Genomic DNA, 26,161 nt, shown 5'->3' with positions numbered 1-26,161 from the left:
TGTTTTTGGCTTGGATTCCATAGTGAAAATGATTGATAAAACCTTATGTATCAGCGCATCGTACACATCTGAACTGTTTGGGGTCCACCGGAACACACTTGCACAGTGGGTCAAGTTGGGAATGCCTAAAGCTACCAATGGCTGGTACCCTCTAAAAGAGTGTTTTGATTGGGTGCAGAACTATCGCGGAACCTCGGATTCCGAGGATGAAGATGAAGCCACACCAAAGACGACAGCGGGGAAGAAGCTTCACTATGAAGCGAAATTAAAGGAGCAGCAAGCGGAAGCGGCAGAGCTGAAGAATGCTATTTCCAAGGGTGAATATATCCCTAGGGAAGAAGTTGTCAGTGAACTTCAACGTTTCTTTACAACGTTGAAGCGTTCTATGACTGGCTACAGCCGCCGGATTGCAATGGAGATTGCACCATTCGTTGATCCGGATCAGGTGCGCGTCATTGAACAAAGCATCAATGACACGACAAATGCAGTCCTTCTGCAGATGTCCGTCAGGGGTGTTTACAGTGCCAGAAAAGGCAAAAAGTAAATGGCCTGATTGGCTGGCATCAGCCTTCCAGGTTCTTCGACCACCTGAAAAGTTAACAGTTTCTGAATGGGCTGATCGGTACAGAGTTTTAGACAGCAAAAGTGCTGCTGAACCGGGGCAATGGTCCACTGATCGGACGCCATATCTGCGCGGAATCATGGATTCTTTTACAGATCCTCGCGTGGAGGAGATTATTTTCCTTAAACCTACGCAGGTCGGAGGAACTGAATGCCTAAATAACATGTTGGGTTACGTGGTTGCTCAGGACCCTAACCCGGCCCTTGTCGTTTATCCGCATATTGAATTAGCCAAATTCACATCAGAGAATAGGCTGCAGCCAATGATGGAGCTGAGTCCGGCACTGCAGGAGAGATTCCACAGCAATCAGAGTAAGGATCTGGAGCTGCAGTTTGATGGGATGTACGCCGTTATCGCTGGGGCAAACAGCCCTGCATCCCTTTCCAGTAGGCCAATTAGGTTTTTATTCATGGATGAGGTGGATAAGTACCCGCGAACATCTGGTAAAGAAGCTGACCCGAGATCGCTTGCTCGCGAGCGGACGAAGACCTTTCCCTTCAATAAAAAAATCATGCAGACTTCGACGCCGACATTGCGTAATGGTCCGATCTGGCAAGCATGGGAAGGGGCAGACGTCAAACTGCAATACTACGTCCCATGTCCGCACTGCGGCCAGTTTCACACGTTCAAGTTCAAGCAAATTAGGTTTGACAAGGCGCTTGAACCGGAGGATATCAAGGCTACCGCCTATTATGAATGTGAAAGCTGTAATGGGATTATACGTGATGCTCACAAGCCAACCATGCTGCGCGCTGGCGAATGGCGAACACCGGAAGGTTCCACCATGAGAAAGCGAAAAACTGGATTTTGGATGAATGCAATATATAGCCCATGGGTTAGATTCGGAGACGTTGCTTCTGAATTCATTACATCCAAACGCGTTCCTGAAGAGCTGATGAACTTTATTAATAGCTGGCTGGCGGAACCTTGGGAAAACACTCAAATCAAACTAAATAGCGATAAGGTGCTGGACAAAACTAGCGGATATGACGAAGGGATTGTTCCAGATAGGACTATTTTGCTGACCGGAGGTGTGGATGTTCAGAAGGATCGTTTTTATTATTCGATTCGTGCTTGGAGTGAGGGCATGACGAGTCACAATATCCGACATGGTGTCGTTGAAACATGGCCACAAGTCGAGGATGTGATGAACATTTCTTATTGCAGCCGGGACGGAACGGAGTATTTCGTTAACCTTTGTGCGGTTGACTCGGGTTATAACGCCGATGACACCTATGATTTTTGTGTTAAAAATAGCGAATGGGCCGTTTCTATCAAGGGTGCAAACAATCCATTGCCAGCAAAGTACAAGCTGACAAAGATTGACCGGGAGGAAAAGGGGATGTATGGAATATCCCTATACCTGGTTGATGGCGGATATTATAAAGATTTCATTTCGAATCGTTTGGTCCGCAAGCCAGATGAAACTGGTGGATGGTTTGTATATGAAGATTGTGATTTGGAATATGCGGAGCAAGTCACCGCTGAGGAGAAGATCAAGGAGAAGCGGGGGCGTGTTGAAATAGAGGTGTGGCGCCCGAAAACAGCCCATGCCGATAACCACTATCTTGACTGCGAAGTGTACGCTGCTTTTGCTGCTGATTGTTTGGGTATCCGGTATATGCGGTATGAAGAGCCGGAAGAGGCACCCAAGCCTCAGACAGAGAAGCCGACAGAAAGTAAAAAGTCTTGGCTACAAGGGGGTGATTCGTGGTTATGACGGAAGAAGAACGTTTAGCTTTGCTCCGTGAACAGCTGGTAGAAGTGAGAAAGGCAATCAGCGCTATACTCGGTGGTGCACAGGAATATCGTATTGGCAGCCGCAGTATTAAGCGGCCGGATCTTGGGCGGCTTTATGAAGAGCAGACAAGGCTAGAAAAGGAAATTAGCGCCATTGAAGGCGGCGGCGGTATTTTCCGTGTCGCTTATTTTGAAGGGAGGTGAACAAACTGAACTGGTTAGACCGATCTATTGCGACGGTAAGCCCACGGTGGGCCTATAAGCGTTTGGCTTGGCGTAATGGGATAAGCGTATTCGATGCAGGGGGGCGCGGGCGGCTCAATCAAGGTTGGAACCCGTCTGCTTCTCCAAATGAACAACAGAAGCGGGGAGAACGTGCTTTAATCCGCGCAAGAGCACAGGATTTAGAACACAATAGCGATATTGCCGGGGGGATTCTGCAGGCGTTTCAGCGTAATGTGACCGGGACCGGGATCATGCTGCAGGCTAAAGTCCCTCATACTGTTCTTGGGAACACTCAAGGTGAGATCAATCGGAACATTGAAGATCTTTGGAAGGAATATTGTAAGGCGGAAAACATTGATATCACAGGGACTCAATCGCTGGAAGAGATGGCCGATATGATAATTCGGCGCTTTTATGTTGATGGCGGAATCTGTATCGTCAAAGTTTATGTCAAGGACAGTGAGTATCCATTTAAGTTGCAAATCCGATCGGTTGACGAGCTGAATTCATTAGTTCAACCAAGTGAGGGTAAACGAATTGTAGAGGGAATTGAGCTAGACGACTACAATCGTCCGCTAGCTTATCACTTCAAAAAGGTATCGGATGGCTATTTTATGAACCCGGCAGAAACGGTTCGCATTCCGGCTAAAGATGTAATTTTTCTTTTCGAGAAGACCGATCCGCGACAAGTGAGGGAAATATCTAAGCTCGTTACAGCCTTGCCGCGCATCAAGGATGCCAACCAATTTATTGAAGCTGTATCTATTAAAGAGCGTGTGCTTGCCTGCATGTCCGTATTTATTAAGAAGAGTACACCGCAGAGTGGCTTGGGTCGTGGTGTCCGGAGCGGAGGCGGTCAAGAGATTGATTACAGTGGAGTGTCGCTTTCTCCCGGAATGATTGGAGAGCTAAATCCAGGTGACGAGGTACAGACGGTCATACCAACAGGTCAAGCATCCAATACCAAGGAGTTTATTACGACGCTGGTCCGCATGATTGCCGCCGGTCTTGGATTAAGTTATGAAGCGGTCTCAAGGGATTTGTCACAAGTTAATTATTCCTCAGCCCGGCAGGGACTGATTGAAGATCGTAAACTGTATAAAAAGTTGCAGAAAATGATCATTGATCGTGTGCTGCGGCCCGTATATCTGGAATTTTTGGAATCCATGTACCTGAAAGGGAAGATTGATCTCCCGGGATACACGAAGGACAAGAGCATTTACACTGCTCATGTGTGGGTTCCGCCGGGCAGCACCTGGATTGATCCGAAAAAGGAAGCGGACGCTAATAAGACGGCGCTTGACTCTAACCAGGATACGCTTGCCCGTATTTGTGCGGAGCGGGGTGAGGATTGGCGGGATGTAGTGGTACAGCGTGCCGCAGAGATTAATCTTATTAATGAGCTGATCGGGGAACGGTCAGGAAAGGAGGAACAACCTAATGAGAAACAGAGTCCGGACGATGAAGAAGAGTCTTCCGACGACGCTGCATAGAGCTGCTGGACCGCCTGAGAATCAGTTATCTCGTACGCTGACCTTCAGCAAAGATAGCATTAATGAAGAAGATCGTACTGCTGAGCTTTCGTTCTCGTCGGAAGCACCATATGAACGCTATTTCGGTAGTGAAATTTTAAGCCATGACCCCGGAGCGATTGACCTACAGAGGTTAACCGACGTCGGGGTTTTGTTATTTGCACATGGCCGTAATTCTAGATACGGCAATATGCCGATTGGAGTTATTCAAAAGGTATGGGTGGACGACAACGAACGTAAGGCAAGGGCATTAGTCCAGTTTGATGATGATGAGGACAGTGACAAGGTATTCCAGAAAGTAAAGAAAGGGATCATCAAGGGAGTATCTGTAGGGTACGAAGTGTCTTCGTGGGAGGAAGTTAAAGCCGGAAAGGTATCAGCCAATGGCCGCCATGCTGGACCTGCTTATGTGGCACTTAAGTGGCAGCCATTTGAAATCAGTATTGAACCAACTCCGGCAGATCCGTCCGTTGGTGTTGGGCGTAGTTATAACCAAAATGAGAGCGAGGATGAAGGAATGAAGGGACTTAAAATGCTGGCTTTGGCCGCACAGGGATTAATGTATGCACCAGATGGTGGAGCGGGAATTGGCGGCGGCGCTGGAACGCCTACACCACCAGAGTGGGATGGGCAACGAGCAGCTGCACCGCCTGGAATTGATCCAGCAATATCTGCACAACAAGGGGCGACAGCAGAACGATCTCGGGTCACAGAAATTAATTCTCTATGTCGTAACTTCGGTATGGACGCAACACCATATATTGAAGACGGCAGCACCGTGGACAAAGTGAAGGATGCGATTCTTCAGAAACAGATCGCGGACAAGGCGCCACAACGGTCAGCCATTCAGGTAGGAGCGGAAGATCAGGACAAGTTCCGAGCAGCCGCAACGGATGCGTTGCTGTTGCGGGCAGCGCGTACAGTTTCAAAACCAGCAGCGGGGGCAATGGAGCTACGTGGTTTGCGCTTGCGTGATCTGGCCGTCGAATGCTTGATTCGTGCTGGTGAATCTGGAGCACATCTGCTGCGTGATGAAGAACTGCTGAAGCGTGCGCTGAGCCCAGATACTACTTTCCAAGGCATTATCTCTAATGCCGCTAATAAAACGCTGTCTCAGTCGTACCAAGAAGCCCCAACCACATTCCAGTATTGGACAGGAAAGGGTAGCAACTCCGATTTCAAGGCAGCAGAACATTACCGCATTTCCGAAGCTGGGAACTTGGAGCTGACATCGCAAAATGGAGTTATCCCTTATGATACAGCGATGAAAGATGATAAGGTCACAAAAGCAGTGCTGACATACTCCAAACGGTGGGGCTTTACCCGGGAAGCGTTTATTAATGATGATTTGAGCATGTTGTCCCGGGTGCCTGCTGCTTACGTAATTGCGGCTAAGCGTGGTGTAAACAAACTTGTTTATCAGCTATTGGCATCCAATCCACTGATTTTTGATAACAAGAACCTATTCCATGCAGATCATAATAACTTGGGGACGGCAAGCGTGATTAATACTGTCTCTATGAGTGAAGCCCGCAGAAAAATGCGTACACAGAAGGATCAGCGAGGCATTTCTACACTCAATATCGCTCCAAAGTATTTACTTTCTCCTGCAGAGTTGGAGACTGCAGCCGTACAATACTTGCGTTCTGAAGCTGATCCGGCGGGAGCTCATAGCGGTGTGGTTAACGTATTCCGGAATTCGTATGAGGTGATTGTTGATGCGGAGCTGGATCAATACTCTTCTACCGCCTGGTATCTAGCTGCTGATGCGAACATTGCGGATACTGTGGAGGTAACTTATCTACGTGGTCAAGAGGAACCGACCCTAGAAACAGACATTCCTTTTGATCGGTTGGGTATGGATTTCCGTATCTATTTTGATTACGGTGTAACGCTACTGGATTCCCGAGGTTTGTTTAAAAATGCTGGCGTAGCTCCAGGGGGTGGAGAATAGTGTTGATTTTAAAGGAACCACTAAACTATGGGGGCAGATTGTTTGAGGTAGGTGAAGACGTTAGGGGACGTTTACCTTTGGAACTCACTCAGCAGCTACAAGAAATGGGGCATCTGGAAGAGCGCGAGGAAGAAAAATCGGAGGACGAAGTAGATACTTTGTCTGAAGACTCAAAATCACAGCGTGGGACTAAACGTGGTTAGCTTCAAAGATTACGTTTCCCAAGATATCGGCGTGTTCCTTAACGGCGAAGAATTTGCAGACAAATTTGTAATCGACAAAAAAGAAGTTATCGCTGTACTTGATCAAGCCATTGACAGCGATCACCCCCTGGCCTATGCCGAGGGGGTATCTTTGGTTACTCATGTGCTACATGTGAGTGAGGCAGAATTAGGGTACGCTCCCAAGCCTAACGAGATGATGGTTATTAACGGTCAGCGGTACCGCGTGGACCGCGTAGGTGACGATATGGGCCTGCTTACGATCTCATTGGAGGCGAACATTGCATGATAGATGTTCAAGCAGAGGCAAGAGGCATCCGAGAGGCGCTAAGAAGGGTGGGGTCATTGGATACGGATGTACGCAAGTCCTTTTATTCGGCGCTCAACCGGACCTCTCAACGTCTGAAAACTGAGTCTGGCCGCAAAGCAAAGGAAACGTACATTGTGAAGTCCAAAGCGGTTACAGATCAGGTGGTGCTCAAGCGGGGCAGCGTCAGTAATCTATCCAGCGAACTCCGCTGGAAGGGCGGTAACATTCCTCTGATGCAGTTCAAAACAAATCCTAAGGCACTTTCCTCCAAACGTCCGCGTGCCTTAAAAGCTGCGGTTAAGCGTGCAGGAGGTAACAAGAAAGTGGATGGTGCATTTCTCGCTCGTATGAGAAACGGGCATATCGGAGTCTTCCGACGTAGCGCACGTCGCCGCCTACCCGTGGAGGAATTATATGGTCCGGCAGTGCCAGTCATGCTCAATAATCTAGAAGTTACTGAGTACCTGGAGAATGTGGCCATTGAAGAAATGGACAAACGGCTGGAGCATGAGCTTAACCGCCGTTTAGGAGGTGGAACGTCATGACGCCAGTCATGTTGATGATGGCTATCAAGGAGTTTTTAAAAAAAGAACTGGCCGACGAAGCGGCGACGATTCCAGCGGTTCATCTTGGAGCGTTGCCGAGCAAGACTGCAGAAAACCGGGATGATCCAGTATTCCCTCTTATTATTGTTCGCCCCATGGAGGGTGACAGCGACGATAAAGAAAGCCGAGCTCAAGTTAAATTATTGTTTGGGACACAGTCCGATGATGATTCCGGCTTTGTTGATGTCCTGAACCTCATGGAGCGGGTCCGTATATTGCTGATGAGGCAACGGGTTATAGATAAAAAATTCCGGATTGAATCCAATTGGAAGTGGCAGTTTTTAGAGGACCAGCCGGAACCGCAATGGATTTGCCAAGCGGTGACAACCTGGACACTTCCGCAAATTAGACAGGAGGTTAAACACTTATGAGTGATGTTAAAGAAGCAGCCAAGAGTAAACCTGAGAGCGCACCTAAAGCGTCTGTAAAGGTAGAGAAGCAGAGTCCTACCTGCATTTATTTAGGTCCGAATCTCCCAGGTGGACGTCTGCTACAATCCACCGTATTTCGTGGTGGTATTCCGGAGTATTTAAAACCACTACTTGAGGAGCTGCCGGATGTAGAAGAATTAATTGTTCCAGTAGACATTATGTCGGAGGTACAAGAACGCATTGGCAAAACTGGTACAGCTGAATATGTAGCCTATCAAGCGATTTTGAAAGGAGTGAACTAAAACAATGGCATTTAAACACGGTATAAGCATTATAGAGCAAGCCACATCCGTACTTGCGCCAACGCAGGCGAGCAGCGGAATTCCGTTCGCGGTAGGTACAGCTCCTGTTAACCTGGCATCGGCAGCAGTGCCCGTGAACACTCCCGTACTAGTTCATACGTATGCGGAGGCAGTGGCTGCACTAGGATACTCGGACGATTGGAAGGAATACACGCTTTGCGAGCTGATTTACTCTCACTTTGCGTTATATGCCATGGCTCCAATGATCTTGGTCAATGTGCTTGATCCAGCCACACACAAGACAACAGTAGAACCGGTTGCGATAAGCCTTGCAAACCGAGTGGCTACATTAGCTGTAAGCGGCGTAATGCTTCCAACACTGACAGTTAAGTCCTCGGATGGGACCAAAACCTTTCTCAAAGATAAAGATTATACAGCGGCTTTTGATGACGCTGGGCATGTGGTTATCACCACCAAGGCAAGTGGTGATATCGGGGCAGCAATTGCATCATTACAAGTGGGGTATGACAAACTCAACCCTGCAGCCGTTGACGCAGACGACATTATTGGTGGGGTAACGCTTGACGGTTCCTATACTGGATTTGAATTAGTGAATCAGGTATACCCACGCTTTGGTATTCTACCTGATTTGCTGGTTGCTCCGGGTTGGTCACATAAACCAACAGTGGCAGCCGTAATGAAAGCTAAATCAGGTAACATTAACGGCAATTTTAAGACAATGGCTTTGACCGACATTGACCCAGCACAGCCATACACTGACGCAGGAGTTTGGAAGTCGGACAACAATTATACTGGACCATTACAAATTCCAGCCTACCCTCTACTTACGCTGGGAGATAAGGTTTTTCATTACTCTACTCAACTTGCCGGACTAATTGCAGCGACAGACGCGGCAAATGGCGGTATTCCGTTTGCCTCTCCATCGAATAAATCACTTCAAGCGGATGGAACGGCACTAGCTAGCGGAAAAGACATTTTTCTGGGGATTGATCAAGCTAGTTATCTTAACAGTCTAGGCATAATGACTGCATTGAATCTTGGAGTAAGCGGTTGGAAGTCTTGGGGTAACTACACCGGAGCGTTTCCAGGCGTGACAGATCCAAAAGATAGTTTCATCCCGATTCGCCGTATGTTTAACTGGGTTGGAAATAGCCTGATTCTGACCTACATGCAAAAGGTTGATGACCCGATGAATAAGCGCCTGATCGCTGCTGTAACGGATTCGGCGAACATTTGGCTAAATGGGCTTTCAGCATCTGGTGCGTTACTAGGTGCACGCGTTGAATTCCTTGAATCCGAGAATCCTGTAACAAGCCTGATGTCTGGGAAAATCGCTTTCCATGTATATATCACGCCGCCAGGTCCAGCGCAGGAAATTGATTTCTTGCTTGAATACGACACAACTTACCTAGCTGCAATGTACGCAGCGTAAAAAGGAGAAAATAACATGCCAGAAAGATCAGAACGGGTTATTGATTATTCAGTGTTTTTAAATGGTTCAGAATACTTAGGGACGGCAACTGCTGACCTCCCTGAAATTGCATTTTTATCTGAAACTACCAAAGGTGCTGGGATTGCAGGTGAAATTGATGCTCCTTCTCCAGGGCAAACAAGTGCTATGACGCTTACGTTGAATTGGAATACTGTGGAGAAGGCATCCCTAAAACTTTTAGCTCCTGTGGTTCACGCACTTGACCTTCGAGCATCAATCCAGAAATTTAATACTGCAACGAACGAGTATATGGAATCAGCACTCAAAGTCACCATTCGTGGACGCCCTCTAAGTGGTGGATTGGGTGGTCTTGAGGCTGCAACAGCAATGAGCTCGACAAATGCATTTTCTGTGAATTATCTCAAGGTCTTTATTGATGGGGAGGAGATTCTGGAGATTGATAAGCTTGCTTACATTTACAAGGTACTTGGTGTAGATTACTTAGCCAAAACACGAGCTAATCTGGCATTGTAAATTATAAATCCCAAACGCTTGGGAATTTGAGGAGGAACATGGAATGTCAGAAGAAACACAAGGTGCGGCAGAGGTATATACCTTTACCAAGCCGTTTACATTTGAAGGGCAAGAGGTTAAAGAAATTACACTTAATTTCGATGATCTGTCAGGAAACGATATTATCGCGTGTGATCGGCAATATCGCGCAGAACAGAAAGGCGGCACGTCCTTTTCTCCTGAATTAGACAAGGTATATCAAGCATATGTAGTTGCTAAGGCTGCTGGTGTGCACGTTAGCTTAGTTCTTGCATCCAAAGCAAAGGACTTTACAGCGTTGACATTGAGGGCTAGAAATTTTTTGCTGCTGTAGGCTGTGGAGATAGTGAGGGAATTAAAGACCTCGCTGTCTCTTTAGCCATGATTACCTATACACCAGTCTCTTACTATTTGAGCTTGCCGCTTGATGAACTCAGGGACTCGGTGGAGCGGGTAAATAGATTACGGAAACGGAAGGGGAGTAAATAGACCGTGGCAGGAAGAAGCAGAGAATATGATATCGCCTTTCGGTTAAACGGGCTCATGGATCCCTCGTTCCGTCAATCCATGGGCAATGCTGAGCGTCATATCGAGGAACTAGAACGCGCATTAAGGGAAATGTCTCGGCGCGGAGATTTGGACGATGTACGGCGTGATGCAGATCGAGCAGATGATTCTTTACGAGATTTGAGGGACAGTGCTGGTGGGTTTGGTGATACACTGCGACAAGTGGGTGAGTACACAGGAGCATTTGCCTTGATTCAAGGTGCTGCTGGCGGTATGCAAAATATCGTAGGAACCATTGCTGATCAGTCTGACGCTATGGCTCAGCTACAGGCTGCGACTGGGGTAACTGCTGAAGAAATGCTTGCGATGAAAGATAGCGCTGAATCCCTTTATAATGATCGTCTTGGCGAGGATTTCAACGATCTGGGTGCTGCTCTTGCCACAGTTCGGCAGGTAACGCAGGCTACGGGCGCTGAGTTAGAAAGTACGACTAAAAACGCCATTGTGTTTAGAGATGTGTTTGGCGAGGATATTACCCAAAGTATCAAGGCATCAGACACGATGATGAGAAACTTCGGTGTCACCTCAGAGCAAGCGTACAACCTCTTGGCTCAAGGAGCACAGAATGGACTTAATAAGTCTGATGAACTTATTGATACTGCTAACGAATACAGTGTGTACTTTAAAACTTTGGGTTACGATGCTGAGGAGATGTTTGACCAATTCGCAGCTGGACTAGATGCAGGTGCTTTTAACCTAGATAAAGTTGGAGATGCAGTTAAAGAATTCGGTATACGGATTAAGGATGGCAGTGAAAGCACACAAACAGCAATGGCCATGTTGTTCGCACCGGATGATATAGAAGAGTTTACGCAAAGGCTGACAAAAGGATCTAAGAAGTCTGCTGAGTACATGGAATTACTCAAACATGTATCCAAAGATACTGCTGCTGAATTAGTCAAGAACTTGAAAGAAGGCGGCACTAAATCAGCAAAGGCTTATGAAGCTTTGCAAGGAATCATGGGTCAAGGTATTAATATTTTAGATGGAATTTCTGATGGATCAGTCAAAGGTAAAGACGCCATGCAACAAGTTATTGATAAGCTTGGCGAGATTGAAGACCCAATTCAAAAAAGCACAATCGGTGTGGCATTGTTTGGTACTCAGTTTGAGGACATGGAGTCCGGTGTTATCGCTGCCTTAGGCACTGCCCGTAAACAGTTTGATATGACTAAAGCCACAATGGAAGAAGTGGCAAAGGTCAAATATGATACCTTGAGCAAAGACTTTCAGGCAGTGGGTCGGCAGCTCATGACTGAGCTTGTGATTCCGATCGGCGAGGATCTTATGCCAGCACTTCAGGGATTCGCTGACTGGATGGGCGATAATACCGAAATATTAAAAGCTATTGCACTTGCAGCACCAGCGGCGTTGATTGGTAAGTCTGTAACCAAAATCGTTAAGGGTTTTGGGACGATTACGACAGCGGCTGACGGAGCTGGAGGGGCTGCAGGAGGCTTCACAAAAGCGTTGGCGCTATTAACTAATCCTGTCGGACTTGCTGTTACTGGTGTAGCTGCTCTTTCTTTAGGTGTTTTGGCTTATAAGAAACATCAGGAGAATGCAAGACAAGAACTAATTCATATGGGCGAAACACTCAAAGAGACAGGTGAACAGTACCAGGAAACAAAGGATAAGGCTAAGCTTACAAATGAACTAATTTGGGAATATGATCAGTTATCCCAAAAAATAGGTAGCAGCGCAGATAGTTCTGAAGAGTTGGCAGCACAGCAAGAAAGAATGGAAGAAATAACAAAAAAGCTGCAGGAGCTGCATCCGACAACTATTAGTCAATATGATATTGAGAATGGAAAGCTCCGCGAAAAGGCTGGTCTCGCTAAAGAAATAGTTGATGCTGATGAAAAGTTGGCGAAACTACAGCTTGAAAAAGAAATTGCTGAAGCTGAACAAAAGTTGCCTGATACTTCAAATCTAATTCAAGATTTAGAAAAACAAGTAGCTGCTGCTGAAGCTCAAAATGATGCCATATCTGAAGCTATTCCTAAGTTCAAAGAGTACTCAGAGCAATTTGAGCGATTAATGATGATGCCCGGAACTGAGGAACAAAAAAAACAAATTGATGAGTTGGTTCAGAAAGCGAAGGAAGCTGGCGAAGCAGTTGGCATATTTATCAATAACTCAACAGATTTGAATGGATTAGACTCATATTCTAAACAATTAGCTTCAGAGCAAGTGATTGCTCTTGAATCCTTAATAACTTCTTCCAAAGAATTAGAGAACACAAAGCAGAGCTACCAGGAACTCTACGATAAGCAGAGGAAGTTAATAGAGTTAAATCTAGGTGGGACCTTAGGGGAATACGCTCAAAAATTCGGCAGTCTAGCAGACGAAGGGAAATTAAAGTTTAACGAATCGGTTACAGCGGCTAAGAACCTTAATGACCAAATGAGTTTGATCCCTTCAGAGAAAAAAATAAACATTGAATTTTTGTACAAACATACTGGTCAATACGTGCCGGAAGCATCCAAAAACGTAACAGATATAACAAACTCTCTATTGCCTAAACAATTTCGAATGGATCAATATGCAGAAGGAGGTATTGCGACAAAACCTAGTATTTTTGGTGAGGCTGGTCCAGAAATCGCAATCCCAATTAACAATAAGCAACGATCTCGGTCCTTACTCGATATGGCTAATGATTTAATGGGCTATAACAGTAACTCAGGTGAAACGGTAATTCAGGTGAACAACGCTCCGGCGATTACCATCCCAGGGGTCGATCCATCCATCATGCAATCGGTAAACGATGCGATAAAGCAAGCGAATAACGCTTTGGAGCGGCGCTTAAATGAAATCGTTCAACAGCAAAGGCGGGTGAGTTTTCAATGAACAAATATAGAACTTTACAAGGCGATACCTGGGATGGTATCGCTTTTAAGTTGTACAAGAATGAAAAGTTAATGACATTGCTTATTAATGCAAACCCAGAGCATGTAGGAACTGTTGTATTTTCAGGAAATGTAATTTTAGTTGTGCCAGATATGCCAGCAGATGCCTCTGAGACGCTTCCGCCGTGGCGCAGGGAGAACTAATATGGAACTAATGCAAGACGCTCGCAGAGCAGTGCTAGTGTTATCATACAACGGCAAGGATGTTACGAAGGACATCGCCAAAGCATTAACTGATTTTCAGTTTAACGATGCGGCTCCAGGTACGCTTGATAATCTCTCTATTACTTTGGAAGACAGAGAACGGAACTGGCAAGGTCCTTGGTCACCGACTGAAGGTGATCGGATTACAGGAGAGATTCGCACAATCAACTGGGATGGTCCAGGCGAGATTAAAAAACTTCCCCTAGGCTCGTTTGAAGTTGATTCTTTTGATTTTAACGGCCCTCCAGATACGGTAGCTATAAAAGCTGTGTCTTTACCTGTGAGTGCAAATATTCGGCAAGAAAAGCGCTCAAAATCTTGGGAAAAGGTGACCCTTAAAACGGTAGCTGGGGAAATCGCCAAACGTGCGAGTTTAAAATTATTATATGAATCCATAGACAATCCTTCCTATGATCGCCTTGAACAGTCTCAACTTTCTGATCTTGCTTTTCTATTAGAAACAGCAAACAAGGAAGGTGTTGCGATTAAAGTATCAAACGGAGCACTTGTGCTATTCGATGAGTCCGCTTATGAGAAAAAACCAGTTATTGCAACGATTACACGTGGAGAAGATAACGTAAAAGGTTATGGATTCTCATGGGGAACAGCTTATACAGCCTATCGAGCATGTGAAGTGTCTTATACAAACAATAAAACGAAAAAGACTGTAAAGGTAACCTATACACCGCCCGGAGCTCCCAAAAGTGGGCCTATACTTAAGATCAACGAGCAGGCTGATTCTCAGGCATCGGCTCTCAAGTTAGGCCGAAAAAGACTGCGTGAGAAAAACAAGGAGGCAGGAAGAGGGACGTTAAGCCTCATGGGAGATATTCGAATGGCAGCAGGTCTGACAATCAATATTAAGGGTTGGGGGCGATTTGATGGTAAATATATTATCGTCTCTGCCAATCACGCTATAGGCGGCAACGGGTTTGCGACTGACTTAGAAATTAGAAGGGTATTGGGGTGGTAGTATGATTGTAATTGGTCAAGTTTCAACGCAAATGCAGTAACAGGTAGTGTGCGGGTCGCCTTTCCAGATCGTGATGGCTTGGTATCTGGTGAGCTACCTGTTATTACGCAGGGAGGCTGGGGGCAAGAGAACGCCGTGCCACAGCCTGGAGAAACTGTGCTATGTGTCTTTTTGGATAACAGTCGTAGCGCTGGTTATTGTCTAGGTACTTATTACGGTTCAGAGGATAAGATGCCCGGGACAGCTGATCAGCGTGGTATATGGTTCGAGGATGGTAGCTATGTCTATTATGATCGCGCTACTAAGACTATTAACCTCAAAGCAGCCAGCGGTGTACAGATTGACGGAAATCTGAACGTAACAGGCACGATAGCGAGTGGGGGTAAGACATGGGAAGCCAAGATTATGTAATGTCTAAGATTGGCAGTCTTGGTCCGGTTGTATTTGTCGTTTCAGAAGGGGCAATACGTACAATTGATGAGTTCAGGCGCGATACTAGTGGACGTTGGGCACAGCATGATATCATCGGTAAAAAGCCTAAAAAGGAGTGGCTAGGACCGGGAATTGACTCGGTGTCGTTTTCGGTGCAGTTAGATGCGCGGCTCGGACTGAATCCCCGAAAAGAGCTGGACCGACTTACTGAGTTGGAGAGGGCAGGCAAGGCACTACCGTTGATTATTGGACGTAGGGAGTGGGCACTGGTCTTTGGGTGATTACGGACATGTCACAGGCCTGGGAATCCATGGATAATATCGGCAACGTTCTCGCGTCGACTGTGAATATTACGCTGGAGGAGTATGTGAAATGATCTATACCGTTGATATGACTCAGCCATCGACAATCAATTTTGCACCAATAAGTAAAGCTGAGGAAGTGGCTCAGAACATCCGAACAATATTAACCACTCCTCTCGGAAGTTCGCCACTTGCCCGTGACATCGGGATTGATTACTCCATTATTGACGAGCCTGGACCGATTGCTGAAGCTAGAACTGTTGCAGAGGTAACGACAGCTATAGCCATACAAGAGCCGCGAGCACAAGTAGTACAAGTATCCTTTAATGGAGCGTTGTCTGATGCTCTGACAGGACACTTAAAGCCTGTGATCAAGTTTACACTGGCAGAAGGAGTGGAGTAACTTGGTGGAATATGTAGATTTGCCGGAGATCCTTTTTACTCCGGAAGATGCAGCAAAGATTGAGAAGAACATTATAACTGTATATGAGGGGTTAACCTTACGCACACTGCAGCCCGCCGATCCGGTGAGGCTGTTTTTATCGTCTTTGGCTACGGTTATCGTCCAGCAACGTGTATTGATAAACCAGACGGCTAAAAGCAATTCGTTGCGCTATGCAACTGGAATTGTATTGGACTACAAAGGTGCCGATTTTGGTTTAATCCGGTTGGATGCTGCCCCATCAATTACTAACTTGCGCTTTACCCTCTCTATTCCGCTGGCATCAGTAACAACCATCCCTGCGGGGACGCGAGTCGGGGCGCAAGGTGGGGATGGATCCATATATTTTGCAACAACCGAGTATTTGGAGATTCCGGCAGGCACTACAACTGGTATGGTGACAGGCGAGTGTTCGACGGTAGGCACGGCAGGCAACGGATTTTTGCCCGGTCAGGTCAATGTATTGATGGATCCCTTACCGTTTGTTCAATCGGTTACCAACACTACCGAGAGCAGTGGCGGAGCAGCAATAGAAACAGACGAAGCCTTTCGTGCACGCATTCGAACTGCACCAGAATCCTATAGTACCGCTGGTCCACAAGGATCTTATGAGTTTTGGGCTAAATCTGCATCTGCTGCCATCTTGGATGTACATGCTTATTCTCCGTCTGAAGGCAAGGTTACAATTGTTCCCTTACTCGTTGATGGTGTAATTCCAGGAGAGGATATGCTCGAAACTGTGGCGGAGACGCTAGAAGATCGCGGCATCAGACCTTTGACTGATCATGTGACAGTCACTGCACCGATATCTGTACCTTATACCACCACACTGACTTACTATATCAGTCGTAACCGCGCATCAGAAGTTACAGCTATCCAGACAGCAGTTACATCAGCGGTGGAGGCTTACCAACACTGGCAGAGATCAAAGCTTGGGCGACACATTAACCCCTCTGAGTTGATTGCCCGCGTCATGGCTGCCGGAGCGCTGAGGGTAAATGTCACAGCGCCAGTTTATACACCTCTGACAGCTATTCAAGTTGCACAGCAAGGTATAACGACATTGACCTATGGAGGGCTCGTTGATGATTGATATCCAGAAGCTAAGTCTGCGAGATATTCTGCCACCGAGTATCGCCAACGATCCGGCTATTGCTGCAGCCGCCGCAGCATTGGATACAGAGTTACAGGTGACTACATCGGAGATCCGTAAGTTAGACATTCTCGGACGATCTGAGGAATGGAGCAGCGAGGAAGTTGACGAACTGGCGTGGCAGTACAAGCCTCCTTACTATGATCCGGAGTTGCCTTTGGAACAGCGGCGTGAGCTGGTTAGAACAGCCATACAATTTCACCGTAAGAAAGGAACTCCTAGAGCTGTTGAGGATCTAGTTAAGCTGCTCTTTGGTGAGGGGCGTGTAGAAGAATGGTTTGAATACGGAGGGCGACCTTATCATTTTCAAGTCATAACCAATAACGCTGACGTAACAAACGCCCGAGCTCAAGAGTTCATTCAAGCGGTGGATTCTGTGAAACGTCTTTCAGTGGTTTTGGATCGGGTTACAATCTCGCAAACAGAAGATTTAGAATTATATTTCGGTGGAGCCTTGCACATCGGCGAAATCATGAGAGTAGGGGAATAAATGGGCGCATTTGGGAGTTTTACTCTAACAAACAAGGGCAGGACGCTTCAGTCAAAAGCCCAAGCCGGATCAAAGCTAAATTACACAAGGATTGCCGTCGGGAGTGGTCAACTCGGTGGGCAGTCTATTTTATTGCTTAATGGACTTATTGATCAGAAAAAATCATTACCTGTAACACGACTGAGAATGCAACCACCAAACAAAGCTGTCATTGGTACGGTTCTATCAAATCAAGACGTAACAACAGGGTTTTACTTCCGGGAAATTGGTGTATTTGCTCAAGATCCTGATGAGGGAGAAATCCTATATTGCTATACTAACGCGGGAACCGATGCTGAATATATACCTGCTGTTGGCGGTAGTAATGTAATAGAAAAGACCATTGACTGCATTGTGGTAATAGGTACAGCGTCAAATGTATCAGCTACAATCGATGATTCTTTGGTATTTACAAGAGAATCTGAATTTAACGCTAAGTTTGACGCATCCGGAGGACATAAACACACAGGAGCTGCAGGTGATGGTCCTAAACTCACCTCTGCTAGTTATGCGGGAGGATCTGTCAATGATGCCGCTATGGGTACACGCACTGCAGATCCTACAACAGCAACAGCTTATGGTTTAGTAGGTTCGATCACTCAGTGGTTCTCTTGGATTACTAAGTACTTCAAAGCCATCACAGGGAAAGCAAATCCGTTTGATGCTCCAGACATCACACTAGCTGCAACTAAGACGCACGTTGATGACACTACAAGGCACATCACAGCCGCAGAGCGTACTGCTTGGAATGCTATGCCAGGTACTGCTGACGCTAAATACATTCCAAAAACCGACAGAAATGTGGCTAATGGTGTTACAGCTTTAGATGCGAATAGAATGGCGGTTTCAGATGGTAATGTGTTATCTAGTAGAATATCTGAACGCGTTCTTGGATTTTCATTCTCAAACAGCGTAGCTAATCAAAGAATTGACTTATTTACAACTGGTGCATTGTCAGGCTACATTGAGGTGACTGTGACGGCTAGTTGGAATGCAGTGAACGCAGCTGGTAAAATGACGAAGCGTTTTAATGTGGTTGCTGCTGCTGCTACTACCCTAAATTATCAGAGCACGCAATACCCAGAAGTAACGGGTCTTATCAATCAGCACATATCTCTATCTGATATTAGTTGGGACGCCACTAACTCTCGTTGGAAAATAAGTATAGAAGCACGACATGCGCCAGGGGCTGCTATTGCCTTTGCTGTATCTGTAAAGCATGCGAGCCCTACTGCGCCACCAACGTGGAATCTGAGTGCAGTTTACAGCGGCGCAGCACCTACTGCACTACCTGTAGCAGTACAGACAATTCCCGATGACACTGTTCTCCAATCGGGGCAAGAGTTTCAGAAGTACAAGCTCACTGATAACAGCGGAAAGGTCATCCGTCTCGCCCCTAGTACGGACCTAAACACGGTTAACCGAAACGGGCAGTACGATGGTTACCCTCTGATAAACGCGCCAGGTAACAACACAGGTGCTTGGTTCTTTATCGAAGTATTCGCACACTCACAAAACCCTGACACTATCTTTTTCCAACGAGCAACTACGTTCTCCACTGTCCCTCGCACTTACATTCGAGAGTGCTATAACAGCGTTTGGGGTGATTGGATAGAAGAAGAAAACGCTAGTCGCAAGAACGTGGCGAGCGGATACGCTGGGCTGGGTTCGGATGCTAAGTTTATGGATGCTCAGATTCCTCTGTACTTGGCGCGTAAGGCGGGCACGCTTGCTGACGCTACGGACTTGAACGCTCTAGGTGAAGGAGAGTACTGCTGCCCTAGTAACGCCAGCGCGGCGACTATGTTAAACCTCCCAGCAGCAGTTGCTGGGCAGTCCTTTTTCCTGAAGGTCACCAAACACGCAGGATTTAACCAGACATTCACGTCTTACTCACCCGGTGCTAATATGCGTGTGTTCACACGTAACATCTATAACGGGACCATCTCCGAGTGGTACGAGCTAGAGCATTCCGGCAAAAAAAACGCCAACAACGGGTATGCCGGGCTGGATGCTACTGCAAAGGTACCTCGTGCCAATACCTACAGCTCTTTAGGTGGCGCAGGTGGAATCTCCGATCTAAACACAGCATATACGGCGGGTGTGTACAGCATACTTTCGGGTGCTACAGGTAGTCCAGCTCCTTCAGAGTACGGTCAGCTTATGGTTCATGTCAGTCAAGGAGACCTGCATAACAACACTACCAACTGGATATGGCAAATATTCTACAGTACACTAGGCGGTGTGTGGGCACGTCGGAAAGTAAATGAGGGTGCGTGGGCGGCTTGGGTTCCTATGTGGAATGGCTATAACGACTCCCCTATAGTTATGACTAGAGCCGCAATAGCAAACAATACCGACTTTAACAACCTAACAACTAACGGAATTTGGTCACTGTACCAAGCAGGCGGGACGATAACTTATGTCAATTCTCCAAACATTTCTTTTGGTATCTTGTTTGTGTACAAAGCGGACACTAGCACTAACTACATTAAGCAAGAAGTTATTGATGTTACTAACGGAAACATATATACCCGAACAAAGAGCACTATATGGTCTGCTTGGAGGATGTCAGAAACAACCGACAAAAAGAACGTAGCTAACGGGTATGCGGGACTAGACAATAATGGATTTGTAAGTGTGAATAATCTGCCATATGGTGGAGTTGTGAATTTACTTGGGGACTCAGGCAGATTTATGGGTACTGATGGTGACCCAAGATCATTACAGCTCACCGCCTCATTCGCTAATAATTCTTTCTTTTCTCCTTATAATGGGACTACAGTCGCTAGTGGTGGCAGGTTCTACCATGATAATTCCACTAACGGAGGGACAAACGGGGCGTTAACAGATGAGGTCATTAGTCTCATAGCGGCTTTAGGTCTAGGGGGGTTAAGATATGGCACTGAATTTAACATAGCCTCGTTTACAATGGGTTCTGGGATAAGTAATGCAGGGAGCGTTTCAGGAACATATTTAATGACTGTGAACAACAATTTTCCTGCTGGTGGGGTCGATAAACTATTTACTGTGTCCTTCTGGATAAGGGTTAAGTCCGGTAAAAATGCCGTCATAACCAAAGAAGCAAGGTTACGGAAAAATGGTGTTACTATGTCCGCTAATATTACTTTGACTCCTGCTGATGGATGGGTACACATCGAAAAAACAATACCCTCGGCGAATGGATATTCGAATGCTGCTCCTAATATTTTCGCAACGTCGGGTGACATAGTGCAGATAGCTATGCCTGTGGTTGTTGCGGGCGGTATTGGTGTAGGCGTCCACACTTCGCCTGTTATGGGTTCTTCGTTAGGTTTCGTCCCTTTGCCAGCGACTTCATACACTGCTGCTGATATTTTATTAAAGTTGCTTACAGTAGATGGGGTAGGTAGTGGGTTGGATGCGGATTTACATGCTGGAAAAAACATGGGAGAAATCGCAAACGGTACCTTAACCTATGCTGGGTTAACTAAAGGTACAGCTCCAGCGTTAACAGCAAGTATCGCGGGTGGTGTCATAACATCTCTTATAGCTGGAGATCGAATATCTTTTAAAGCACATGCAGCTACAACAGGTCCGGTTACACTCAATGTAAATGGTCTGGGCGCTAAATCTATCAAAAAGCCAAACGGCAATAACCCGCCTTTGGCTCTTGGTGGTGTCTATACGGTTGTATACGATGGAACGGCTTTTATCTTACAGGGTGAAGGGGGTGAATATGGAACAGCTACAGCAGCGGAAGTCCTGGCTGGAAAAACGATAGGCACAGAAAACGGACTGGTAAACGGGACAATGCCTGATAATCGTAGTATTGCTAAGGATGCCGCAGGGACTACTTTGGTCGGTGGGGATTTATATTTAAATACACCGGAAGGGTATTATAATACAACGTCTTCTATCCATTCATATGACGGTAACTTAGCAGACCCTAGCAATTGGAGAAGTGACAGAACGATGTTCGGAAAACAGGGGACTATGCCTGTTATAGCTGGGGTTGATGTAGCTTCGGGTGTGGGGAGATGGGGAAACGGTGATCTAGCTGTCTACCCACTGGAAGGTTATAGAAAAGGCGGGATGGGTGCTGGAGAAATAAAAGTGACTGTAGCCCAACTGAATTCTGCTGGACTACCACAAGTTGCCTCCGGCACGATTGAATCTGGTGATCTTGAGACGTACACAAGGGCTGATGGTAGCACAGTTATAGCCGCATCACTAATCGTTTCGGGACTAACCTTCAAGCCCACAGTGATCATTATAAAGAATGGTAATGCATCCAACACAAACAAAGACCATATCGTGTATGACGCTAGAATGGATGCGAACTACAGAATCACAACACTAGGTGGAAGAACATCAACTCCAGACCTTAACATATTCAGGGAGGCATCACCTGTATATGTGAACAGTACGGGTTTTAAACTACCAGTTATAAACGGATACTATCCTTATACATGGATTGCAATACAGTAGACGTAGACAAACCGCTAGATATTTTATTGGGAGGGATTATGATGGAAATTGGCATGAAAATATACTTTGAAAAAGCAACAGGAAACGTGGTAGTAAATACGGGTGAACAGGTAGGTAGGTTGGTAGTGGAGACAACCGAGGATCAGGACTTTGCAACATATAAGGCACTGGCTGAACGGGTCCGCGATACTATTGGCGTAGTAAAGCTCAAATATGGTCAGTTTCGTCGAGAGTTCGCTGAGTGCAATGGCTACCGCGTTAATCCTGATACGGAGGATTTGGAGTTTACCTATCCTGGGGGAAGCTTAAGCAGATGTGTTAATTAAACGAATCGAAATGGTAGAGGGAGAAAATGCTAAAACGGTTCAGGAGCTAGAACAAACCAATAAGAAACTTGTAGAGACCTTGGAAAGACTTGATCAAACCGAAACACAACTGCAAGAAGCGCAGCTTGCTCTTACAGAAAATTATGAAGAGTTACAGACTGCCAAACAAGAGGCGGCAGACGCACAATTGGCGCTCACAGAGCTTTATGAGCTAGTACTTGCCGGACAACCCGTAGCACCTACAGAACCTGTAGTGGGAGGTGAAATAGATAATGGCTAAAATATATGCAAGCTTGATCCGTAAAGGACTTAAGAAGTTAGAGCAAGTACCGGAGATTATCCGTGAGGATGTCGCAGCAGAGCTAAAAGAATAGATTAAATTACTAGCGCCACATAGTAGGCGTTTTTATTTTGCCCTCGGGATTCCCGGGGGCTATTTATATTGAGGGGGAAACGGGAGTGGAGCCTACAACAATCGTAGCAATGATTGCGGCAGTAAGTGGGGTTGTCTTGGGCTGGACGGGGAAAACCCAAGCATTTAAAAAGGATGTTGCACAAGAGGCTGGTAATGGTGCGTCACTTCGTACTGACGTTGAGTATATCAAACGGGGCGTGGATGATATGCGTTTAGAGCAGCGAGCCCAGGGGCAGAGATTTGATTTACTTTCAGAGCGTGTAACGCGTATTGAAGAGGCTTCTAAATCGTATCACAAGCGGCTTGACCGATTTGAAGAAAATAGAAGAGGTGATTTGTAATGGAATGGAATGCAGTTATGGAGTTTATTAATCCCGAATTAATGGCTGTCGTTGTAGCTTGTTGGATCATAGGCTATGTTTTGAAAAAAACGCCGAAAGTGCCAGATTGGAGTATTGTATACATCGTTACGCTGATGGCCATCGTATTTGCTGTACTGATGTTAGGGTTTGTCATTACAAGCTTTATACAAGGCATCCTATGTGGTGCTGTAGCTGTATATGGTAACCAACTGGTCAAGCAGTCTCGTAAAGCGGGTGATGAGTAATGAGTCGCAAAATTTCGCAAGTGGGAATTTCCCTTATCAAGTCTTTTGAGGGCTGCCGTCTCACGGCGTACAAGCCTGTGCCTACTGAAACATACTGGACAATCGGATGGGGTCACTATGGTCCAGATGTTAAAGCAGGTATGACCATCACGCAGGCACAGGCTGACAGTATGCTTCTATCCGATCTGGCAAAGTATGAGGCATATGTTAATGATGCGTCGTACGTGCTTATTACAGCGTGGCTCAGTCAAAATCAATTTGATGCACTCACAAGTTTTTGCTATAACTGCGGCAACGGCAGCTTAAAAAAACTTTGCGTAGGGCGGACGATAACAGAGATCGCTCAGAACATTACTAAGTACAACAAAGGCGGCGGCAATGTTTTAGCTGGTCTAGTAAGACGGCGTAAGGCGGAACTCGATCTGTTCAATAAAGAAGACGTATCAATCAAAAAAGAATCCCCAAATGCCAAGGAGGACGACACTTTGGAACTGACTAATTATCAATGGACAATGCTGCAAACACAGGTTAAGACTCTCCTGACAGCTGGTACAATCAATGACAAGACTTGGCTTGATAAGATCGACAAAAAGACGTTGACGACATCTGAGCTTGCTTGGCTGTCGTTTACTGTTGCTAAAAAGTAAATACTCAAACGTTTGAGATTATGAAAAAGCCCTACTAACCTAAATAAGGTCAGTGGGGCTTTTTTGTTATATGGATTAACGGCGTCCACTGGCTTTAATTAGTGCTGCAATCGAGAGGACCAATGCAGCCACAATTACTATCCAGGTAATCACGTTCAACATAATTTATTCCTCCTTTAGAGGGGCCGCAGCCCCCCCCGTTACTTAAAGAAAATCTTCGAAACTGACGGTGACTGTTCAAGATCAAAAAGCTCATCTTCAGTCACCCAAATTTCATTTGATCCCCCAAAACTCCAGAGAACTATAGCTAATCTCGCCATTTCCGTATTTCCTCCTGTGTATGCCCGGCTTACTAATTGTATCGTTCAAACCGTTTATGTTATGATTGGGTGGAGAGCAAGGGGTGCAACCCTTACTCTCCGGGAACCTATTTACGTTTGCGTGGTCCGCGGCGTTTTTTGGTTCCTTTCTTTTTGTCCTTTAGCAGCAGCGTTGCGGTAATGAGTTGAATGATTGCTGTAAGGAGCGTAACCCAATCTTTCATGTGCCTTGTTCACCTCCTTTCTATCTTTATTATACAACGAAATTCGTTGAATGTCAACGAAAAACGTTGAACTATTTATTGTAATAGTGTATATTCTAGTTGAGGTGAAAAGGATGCTTAGGTTAAAAATTAAACAACTAAGAGAATTAGAAGATCTGAGTGTACGTCAATTAAGCGAAGCAACTGGTATACGTTGGAACACCCTAAGCGATATGGAGAAGAACACTGCTAAACATTGGCCGCCTGAACACTTAGAAACGCTCATGAAATACTTCAAGTTAAAGCACATCGATCAATTGATTGAATACGTGGAGGAACCCGGAGAATAACCGTGGCTCCTTTTTTTTACATTGATTTAAGAACGTATGTTTGGTTATAATACAAACGAATGTTCTTGTTTTGGAGGGGAAACAATGCTCAGTGACACAGCACGGAAACTGCTCATGATCATGACTCACTCAGCGAATCATCATGCTCATATGCCGAGTCTGCCTGAACTGGAACGTCTAAGTGGACGTATGCCAGTACCAATTAAAGCGGCTTTACTTGAATTGATACAAGAAAACTATATCGAGTGGAATCCAAACACACCGCCTGAGACAGCAATCATAATTGAAGGATGGGAACGCACAGATTCTCGTTTTAAAAGGCTTGGGACAGTGAATAATGAGATTCAATGGGGCATGGATGGCGGAAACATCGAATATTGGACTAAGTACTAGGAGGATTTGGGATGGCTGGAAAATTAGAAGCTAATGGACTATGGGAGGGAAGTCGAATGATTATGCCTGAGCACAAGCAGCGTATTCTTTCTGATTCGCGGCAAGAAGAGGTTCGTAGCAAGCCTGAGCTAGATCCTCAAGCGATAGAAGAGATCCAACAAACAATAACTCAATCAATGGAGGATCATAGCCCAATCACACTAGCGTTGTTTGATCCGATTGAGGACAAATCAATTCACGGCATAGTTATGAGGGTTGACCGTCAGCTGGGTCAGATAAAGTTTCGTCATGATGATGATTGGGATTGGATTAAAATAGAGGATGTTGTAGGTGCTAATACATAGAAAATTCCCAAGCGTTTGGGATTATGACAAAGCCTATTAAACTATATATTGTTTGGTAGTTCTTTTTTTGTTTATTGGGACATGGTAAACTTTAGGAAAGTGATGAGGGGGATACAGATGCGCCGAGGTGTATTTGTTTTATTGTTTTTAATTCTATTAACTGCTTGCGGATCTTCAAAAAGTGGGCTTACCGTTGATGACCTAGCGATAGTAAAGGTAGATGACCAGAAAGCAGTTATTAAGTATGGGATGAGTCGCGCTGATTCTGAAAAGGTTCTGGGTAAAGGCGAGAAGATGACTATTGGCGATTCATTCACGTACAATTCTGGTGTGAGAATTATGTATCGAAATGATAAAGTAGCAGGCATTTCTTTAACCGATGAATCAGCCGATGCTTATGAAACGGTTAGTGGTTTAAAAATTGGAATGCTGAAAGATGAAATCAAAGAAGTTTATGGAGATCAACATCAAGGCGATTATGAAAAAAACTTAGATTATGTTTACGATTCAATCAGTAAGCAGTTTTTAAAAGAATCGTCAAAGAAGTCTGACGATAACACAAAAGTCTATGTAATTTCAGCTATGTTCAATGATGACGGATATGCAGATAGTATTATGTTATTGGATCGGCAAATGGCAATGCTAATGAAATAAAGTATTAATAAAAATCCCCTGCTATTATACGGCA

Annotated in this window: 32 protein-coding genes; all 32 read left to right on the top strand. The window is 45.7% G+C overall.

The window, feature by feature from the left end; translation table 11 throughout:
* Positions 1–10 precede the first annotated feature (10 nt).
* The 32 genes from MKZ16_RS29350 to MKZ16_RS29195 all read left to right on the top strand — a co-directional run bounded on the left by MKZ16_RS29350 (position 11) and on the right by MKZ16_RS29195 (position 26,127).
* On the top strand, positions 11–544 hold the full coding sequence (locus MKZ16_RS29350; protein WP_339815100.1) for a hypothetical protein: 534 nt from the start codon (positions 11–13) through the stop codon (positions 542–544).
* Positions 522–2,342 (top strand): terminase gpA endonuclease subunit, encoded by a 1,821-nt coding sequence (locus MKZ16_RS29345; RefSeq protein WP_339815098.1) that lies wholly within the window; start codon positions 522–524, stop codon positions 2,340–2,342. The genes MKZ16_RS29350 and MKZ16_RS29345 overlap by 23 nt, the downstream gene beginning before the upstream one ends.
* Complete coding sequence (locus tag MKZ16_RS29340) at positions 2,339–2,566, top strand: hypothetical protein (RefSeq protein WP_076105475.1); 228 nt, start codon at positions 2,339–2,341, stop codon at positions 2,564–2,566. Before MKZ16_RS29345 ends, MKZ16_RS29340 begins: the two co-directional genes overlap by 4 nt.
* Positions 2,563–4,080, top strand: a complete 1,518-nt coding sequence (locus MKZ16_RS29335) for a phage portal protein (protein WP_143759108.1) — start codon at positions 2,563–2,565, stop codon at positions 4,078–4,080. Before MKZ16_RS29340 ends, MKZ16_RS29335 begins: the two co-directional genes overlap by 4 nt.
* On the top strand, positions 4,028–6,073 hold the full coding sequence (locus MKZ16_RS29330) for a prohead protease/major capsid protein fusion protein (protein WP_339815095.1): 2,046 nt from the start codon (positions 4,028–4,030) through the stop codon (positions 6,071–6,073). Before MKZ16_RS29335 ends, MKZ16_RS29330 begins: the two co-directional genes overlap by 53 nt.
* Complete coding sequence (locus MKZ16_RS29325) at positions 6,073–6,276, top strand: hypothetical protein (RefSeq protein WP_076106922.1); 204 nt, start codon at positions 6,073–6,075, stop codon at positions 6,274–6,276. Before MKZ16_RS29330 ends, MKZ16_RS29325 begins: the two co-directional genes overlap by 1 nt.
* Complete coding sequence (locus tag MKZ16_RS29320; protein ID WP_339815093.1) at positions 6,257–6,583, top strand: hypothetical protein; 327 nt, start codon at positions 6,257–6,259, stop codon at positions 6,581–6,583. Before MKZ16_RS29325 ends, MKZ16_RS29320 begins: the two co-directional genes overlap by 20 nt.
* Positions 6,580–7,149 (top strand): phage tail protein, encoded by a 570-nt coding sequence (locus MKZ16_RS29315; RefSeq protein ID WP_076106926.1) that lies wholly within the window; start codon positions 6,580–6,582, stop codon positions 7,147–7,149. Before MKZ16_RS29320 ends, MKZ16_RS29315 begins: the two co-directional genes overlap by 4 nt.
* Positions 7,146–7,580, top strand: coding sequence for a hypothetical protein (locus tag MKZ16_RS29310; RefSeq protein ID WP_076106928.1), 435 nt, complete (start codon positions 7,146–7,148; stop codon positions 7,578–7,580). Before MKZ16_RS29315 ends, MKZ16_RS29310 begins: the two co-directional genes overlap by 4 nt.
* Positions 7,577–7,882: a hypothetical protein gene (locus tag MKZ16_RS29305; RefSeq protein ID WP_081393466.1), complete on the top strand. Its 306-nt coding sequence runs from the start codon at positions 7,577–7,579 to the stop codon at positions 7,880–7,882. The genes MKZ16_RS29310 and MKZ16_RS29305 overlap by 4 nt, the downstream gene beginning before the upstream one ends.
* A gap of 4 nt (positions 7,883–7,886) precedes the next feature.
* The gene (locus MKZ16_RS29300; protein WP_339815090.1) at positions 7,887–9,335 is read left to right on the top strand and encodes a phage tail sheath family protein; all 1,449 of its coding nucleotides are present in this window, start codon (positions 7,887–7,889) and stop codon (positions 9,333–9,335) included.
* A 15-nt stretch (positions 9,336–9,350) separates the two neighbouring features.
* Positions 9,351–9,869 (top strand): phage major tail tube protein, encoded by a 519-nt coding sequence (locus MKZ16_RS29295; protein WP_076107295.1) that lies wholly within the window; start codon positions 9,351–9,353, stop codon positions 9,867–9,869.
* Between the two features lie 43 nt (positions 9,870–9,912).
* Positions 9,913–10,221, top strand: coding sequence for a hypothetical protein (locus MKZ16_RS29290; RefSeq protein WP_076107293.1), 309 nt, complete (start codon positions 9,913–9,915; stop codon positions 10,219–10,221).
* A gap of 158 nt (positions 10,222–10,379) precedes the next feature.
* Positions 10,380–13,304 carry a phage tail tape measure protein gene (locus tag MKZ16_RS29285; RefSeq protein WP_339815087.1) on the top strand — a complete coding sequence of 975 codons (2,925 nt, stop codon included), beginning with the start codon at positions 10,380–10,382 and terminating at the stop codon, positions 13,302–13,304.
* Positions 13,301–13,507: a tail protein X gene (locus tag MKZ16_RS29280; RefSeq protein WP_076107138.1), complete on the top strand. Its 207-nt coding sequence runs from the start codon at positions 13,301–13,303 to the stop codon at positions 13,505–13,507. The genes MKZ16_RS29285 and MKZ16_RS29280 overlap by 4 nt, the downstream gene beginning before the upstream one ends.
* Position 13,508: 1 nt before the next feature.
* Positions 13,509–14,540, top strand: coding sequence for a late control protein (locus MKZ16_RS29275; protein WP_339815086.1), 1,032 nt, complete (start codon positions 13,509–13,511; stop codon positions 14,538–14,540).
* A 48-nt stretch (positions 14,541–14,588) separates the two neighbouring features.
* Entirely contained in the window at positions 14,589–14,951 is a 363-nt protein-coding gene (locus MKZ16_RS29270; RefSeq protein WP_339815084.1) for a phage baseplate assembly protein V, read from the top strand.
* Positions 14,930–15,253, top strand: a complete 324-nt coding sequence (locus MKZ16_RS29265; RefSeq protein WP_339815082.1) for a phage tail protein — start codon at positions 14,930–14,932, stop codon at positions 15,251–15,253. Before MKZ16_RS29270 ends, MKZ16_RS29265 begins: the two co-directional genes overlap by 22 nt.
* 91 nt (positions 15,254–15,344) lie before the next feature.
* On the top strand, positions 15,345–15,677 hold the full coding sequence (locus tag MKZ16_RS29260; protein WP_076106965.1) for a GPW/gp25 family protein: 333 nt from the start codon (positions 15,345–15,347) through the stop codon (positions 15,675–15,677).
* A gap of 4 nt (positions 15,678–15,681) precedes the next feature.
* Positions 15,682–16,809, top strand: coding sequence for a baseplate J/gp47 family protein (locus tag MKZ16_RS29255; RefSeq protein WP_256715547.1), 1,128 nt, complete (start codon positions 15,682–15,684; stop codon positions 16,807–16,809).
* Entirely contained in the window at positions 16,802–17,359 is a 558-nt protein-coding gene (locus tag MKZ16_RS29250; RefSeq protein ID WP_076106963.1) for a phage tail protein I, read from the top strand. The genes MKZ16_RS29255 and MKZ16_RS29250 overlap by 8 nt, the downstream gene beginning before the upstream one ends.
* Entirely contained in the window at positions 17,360–21,868 is a 4,509-nt protein-coding gene (locus tag MKZ16_RS29245) for a phage tail protein (RefSeq protein ID WP_076106907.1), read from the top strand.
* Between the two features lie 53 nt (positions 21,869–21,921).
* A complete protein-coding gene (locus MKZ16_RS29240) occupies positions 21,922–22,194 on the top strand; it encodes a hypothetical protein (RefSeq protein ID WP_339815077.1) in 273 nt (90 codons plus the stop codon).
* Positions 22,184–22,474, top strand: a complete 291-nt coding sequence (locus MKZ16_RS29235; protein WP_339815075.1) for a hypothetical protein — start codon at positions 22,184–22,186, stop codon at positions 22,472–22,474. Before MKZ16_RS29240 ends, MKZ16_RS29235 begins: the two co-directional genes overlap by 11 nt.
* Entirely contained in the window at positions 22,467–22,568 is a 102-nt protein-coding gene (locus MKZ16_RS29230; protein ID WP_218640545.1) for a CD1375 family protein, read from the top strand. Before MKZ16_RS29235 ends, MKZ16_RS29230 begins: the two co-directional genes overlap by 8 nt.
* A gap of 85 nt (positions 22,569–22,653) precedes the next feature.
* A complete protein-coding gene (locus tag MKZ16_RS29225; protein ID WP_076106565.1) occupies positions 22,654–22,950 on the top strand; it encodes a hypothetical protein in 297 nt (98 codons plus the stop codon).
* Positions 22,950–23,216, top strand: coding sequence for a phage holin family protein (locus MKZ16_RS29220; RefSeq protein WP_339815073.1), 267 nt, complete (start codon positions 22,950–22,952; stop codon positions 23,214–23,216). The genes MKZ16_RS29225 and MKZ16_RS29220 overlap by 1 nt, the downstream gene beginning before the upstream one ends.
* Before the next feature lie 77 nt (positions 23,217–23,293).
* Positions 23,294–23,863 carry a lysozyme gene (locus MKZ16_RS29215; protein WP_339815071.1) on the top strand — a complete coding sequence of 190 codons (570 nt, stop codon included), beginning with the start codon at positions 23,294–23,296 and terminating at the stop codon, positions 23,861–23,863.
* Positions 23,864–24,520: 657 nt separating this feature from the next.
* Entirely contained in the window at positions 24,521–24,736 is a 216-nt protein-coding gene (locus tag MKZ16_RS29210; RefSeq protein WP_036689206.1) for a helix-turn-helix transcriptional regulator, read from the top strand.
* Between the two features lie 84 nt (positions 24,737–24,820).
* Positions 24,821–25,129, top strand: a complete 309-nt coding sequence (locus MKZ16_RS29205) for a hypothetical protein (RefSeq protein WP_076106559.1) — start codon at positions 24,821–24,823, stop codon at positions 25,127–25,129.
* A gap of 11 nt (positions 25,130–25,140) precedes the next feature.
* Positions 25,141–25,473, top strand: a complete 333-nt coding sequence (locus MKZ16_RS29200; protein ID WP_076106558.1) for a YolD-like family protein — start codon at positions 25,141–25,143, stop codon at positions 25,471–25,473.
* Positions 25,474–25,590: 117 nt separating this feature from the next.
* On the top strand, positions 25,591–26,127 hold the full coding sequence (locus MKZ16_RS29195) for a hypothetical protein (protein WP_076106556.1): 537 nt from the start codon (positions 25,591–25,593) through the stop codon (positions 26,125–26,127).
* Positions 26,128–26,161 lie beyond the last annotated feature (34 nt).

The organism is Paenibacillus sp. FSL R5-0928 (assembly GCF_037970385.1).
Taxonomy (GTDB): Bacteria; Bacillota; Bacilli; order Paenibacillales; family Paenibacillaceae; genus Paenibacillus_AQ; species Paenibacillus_AQ odorifer.
This window is presented reverse-complemented; position numbering and strand designations above follow the sequence as displayed.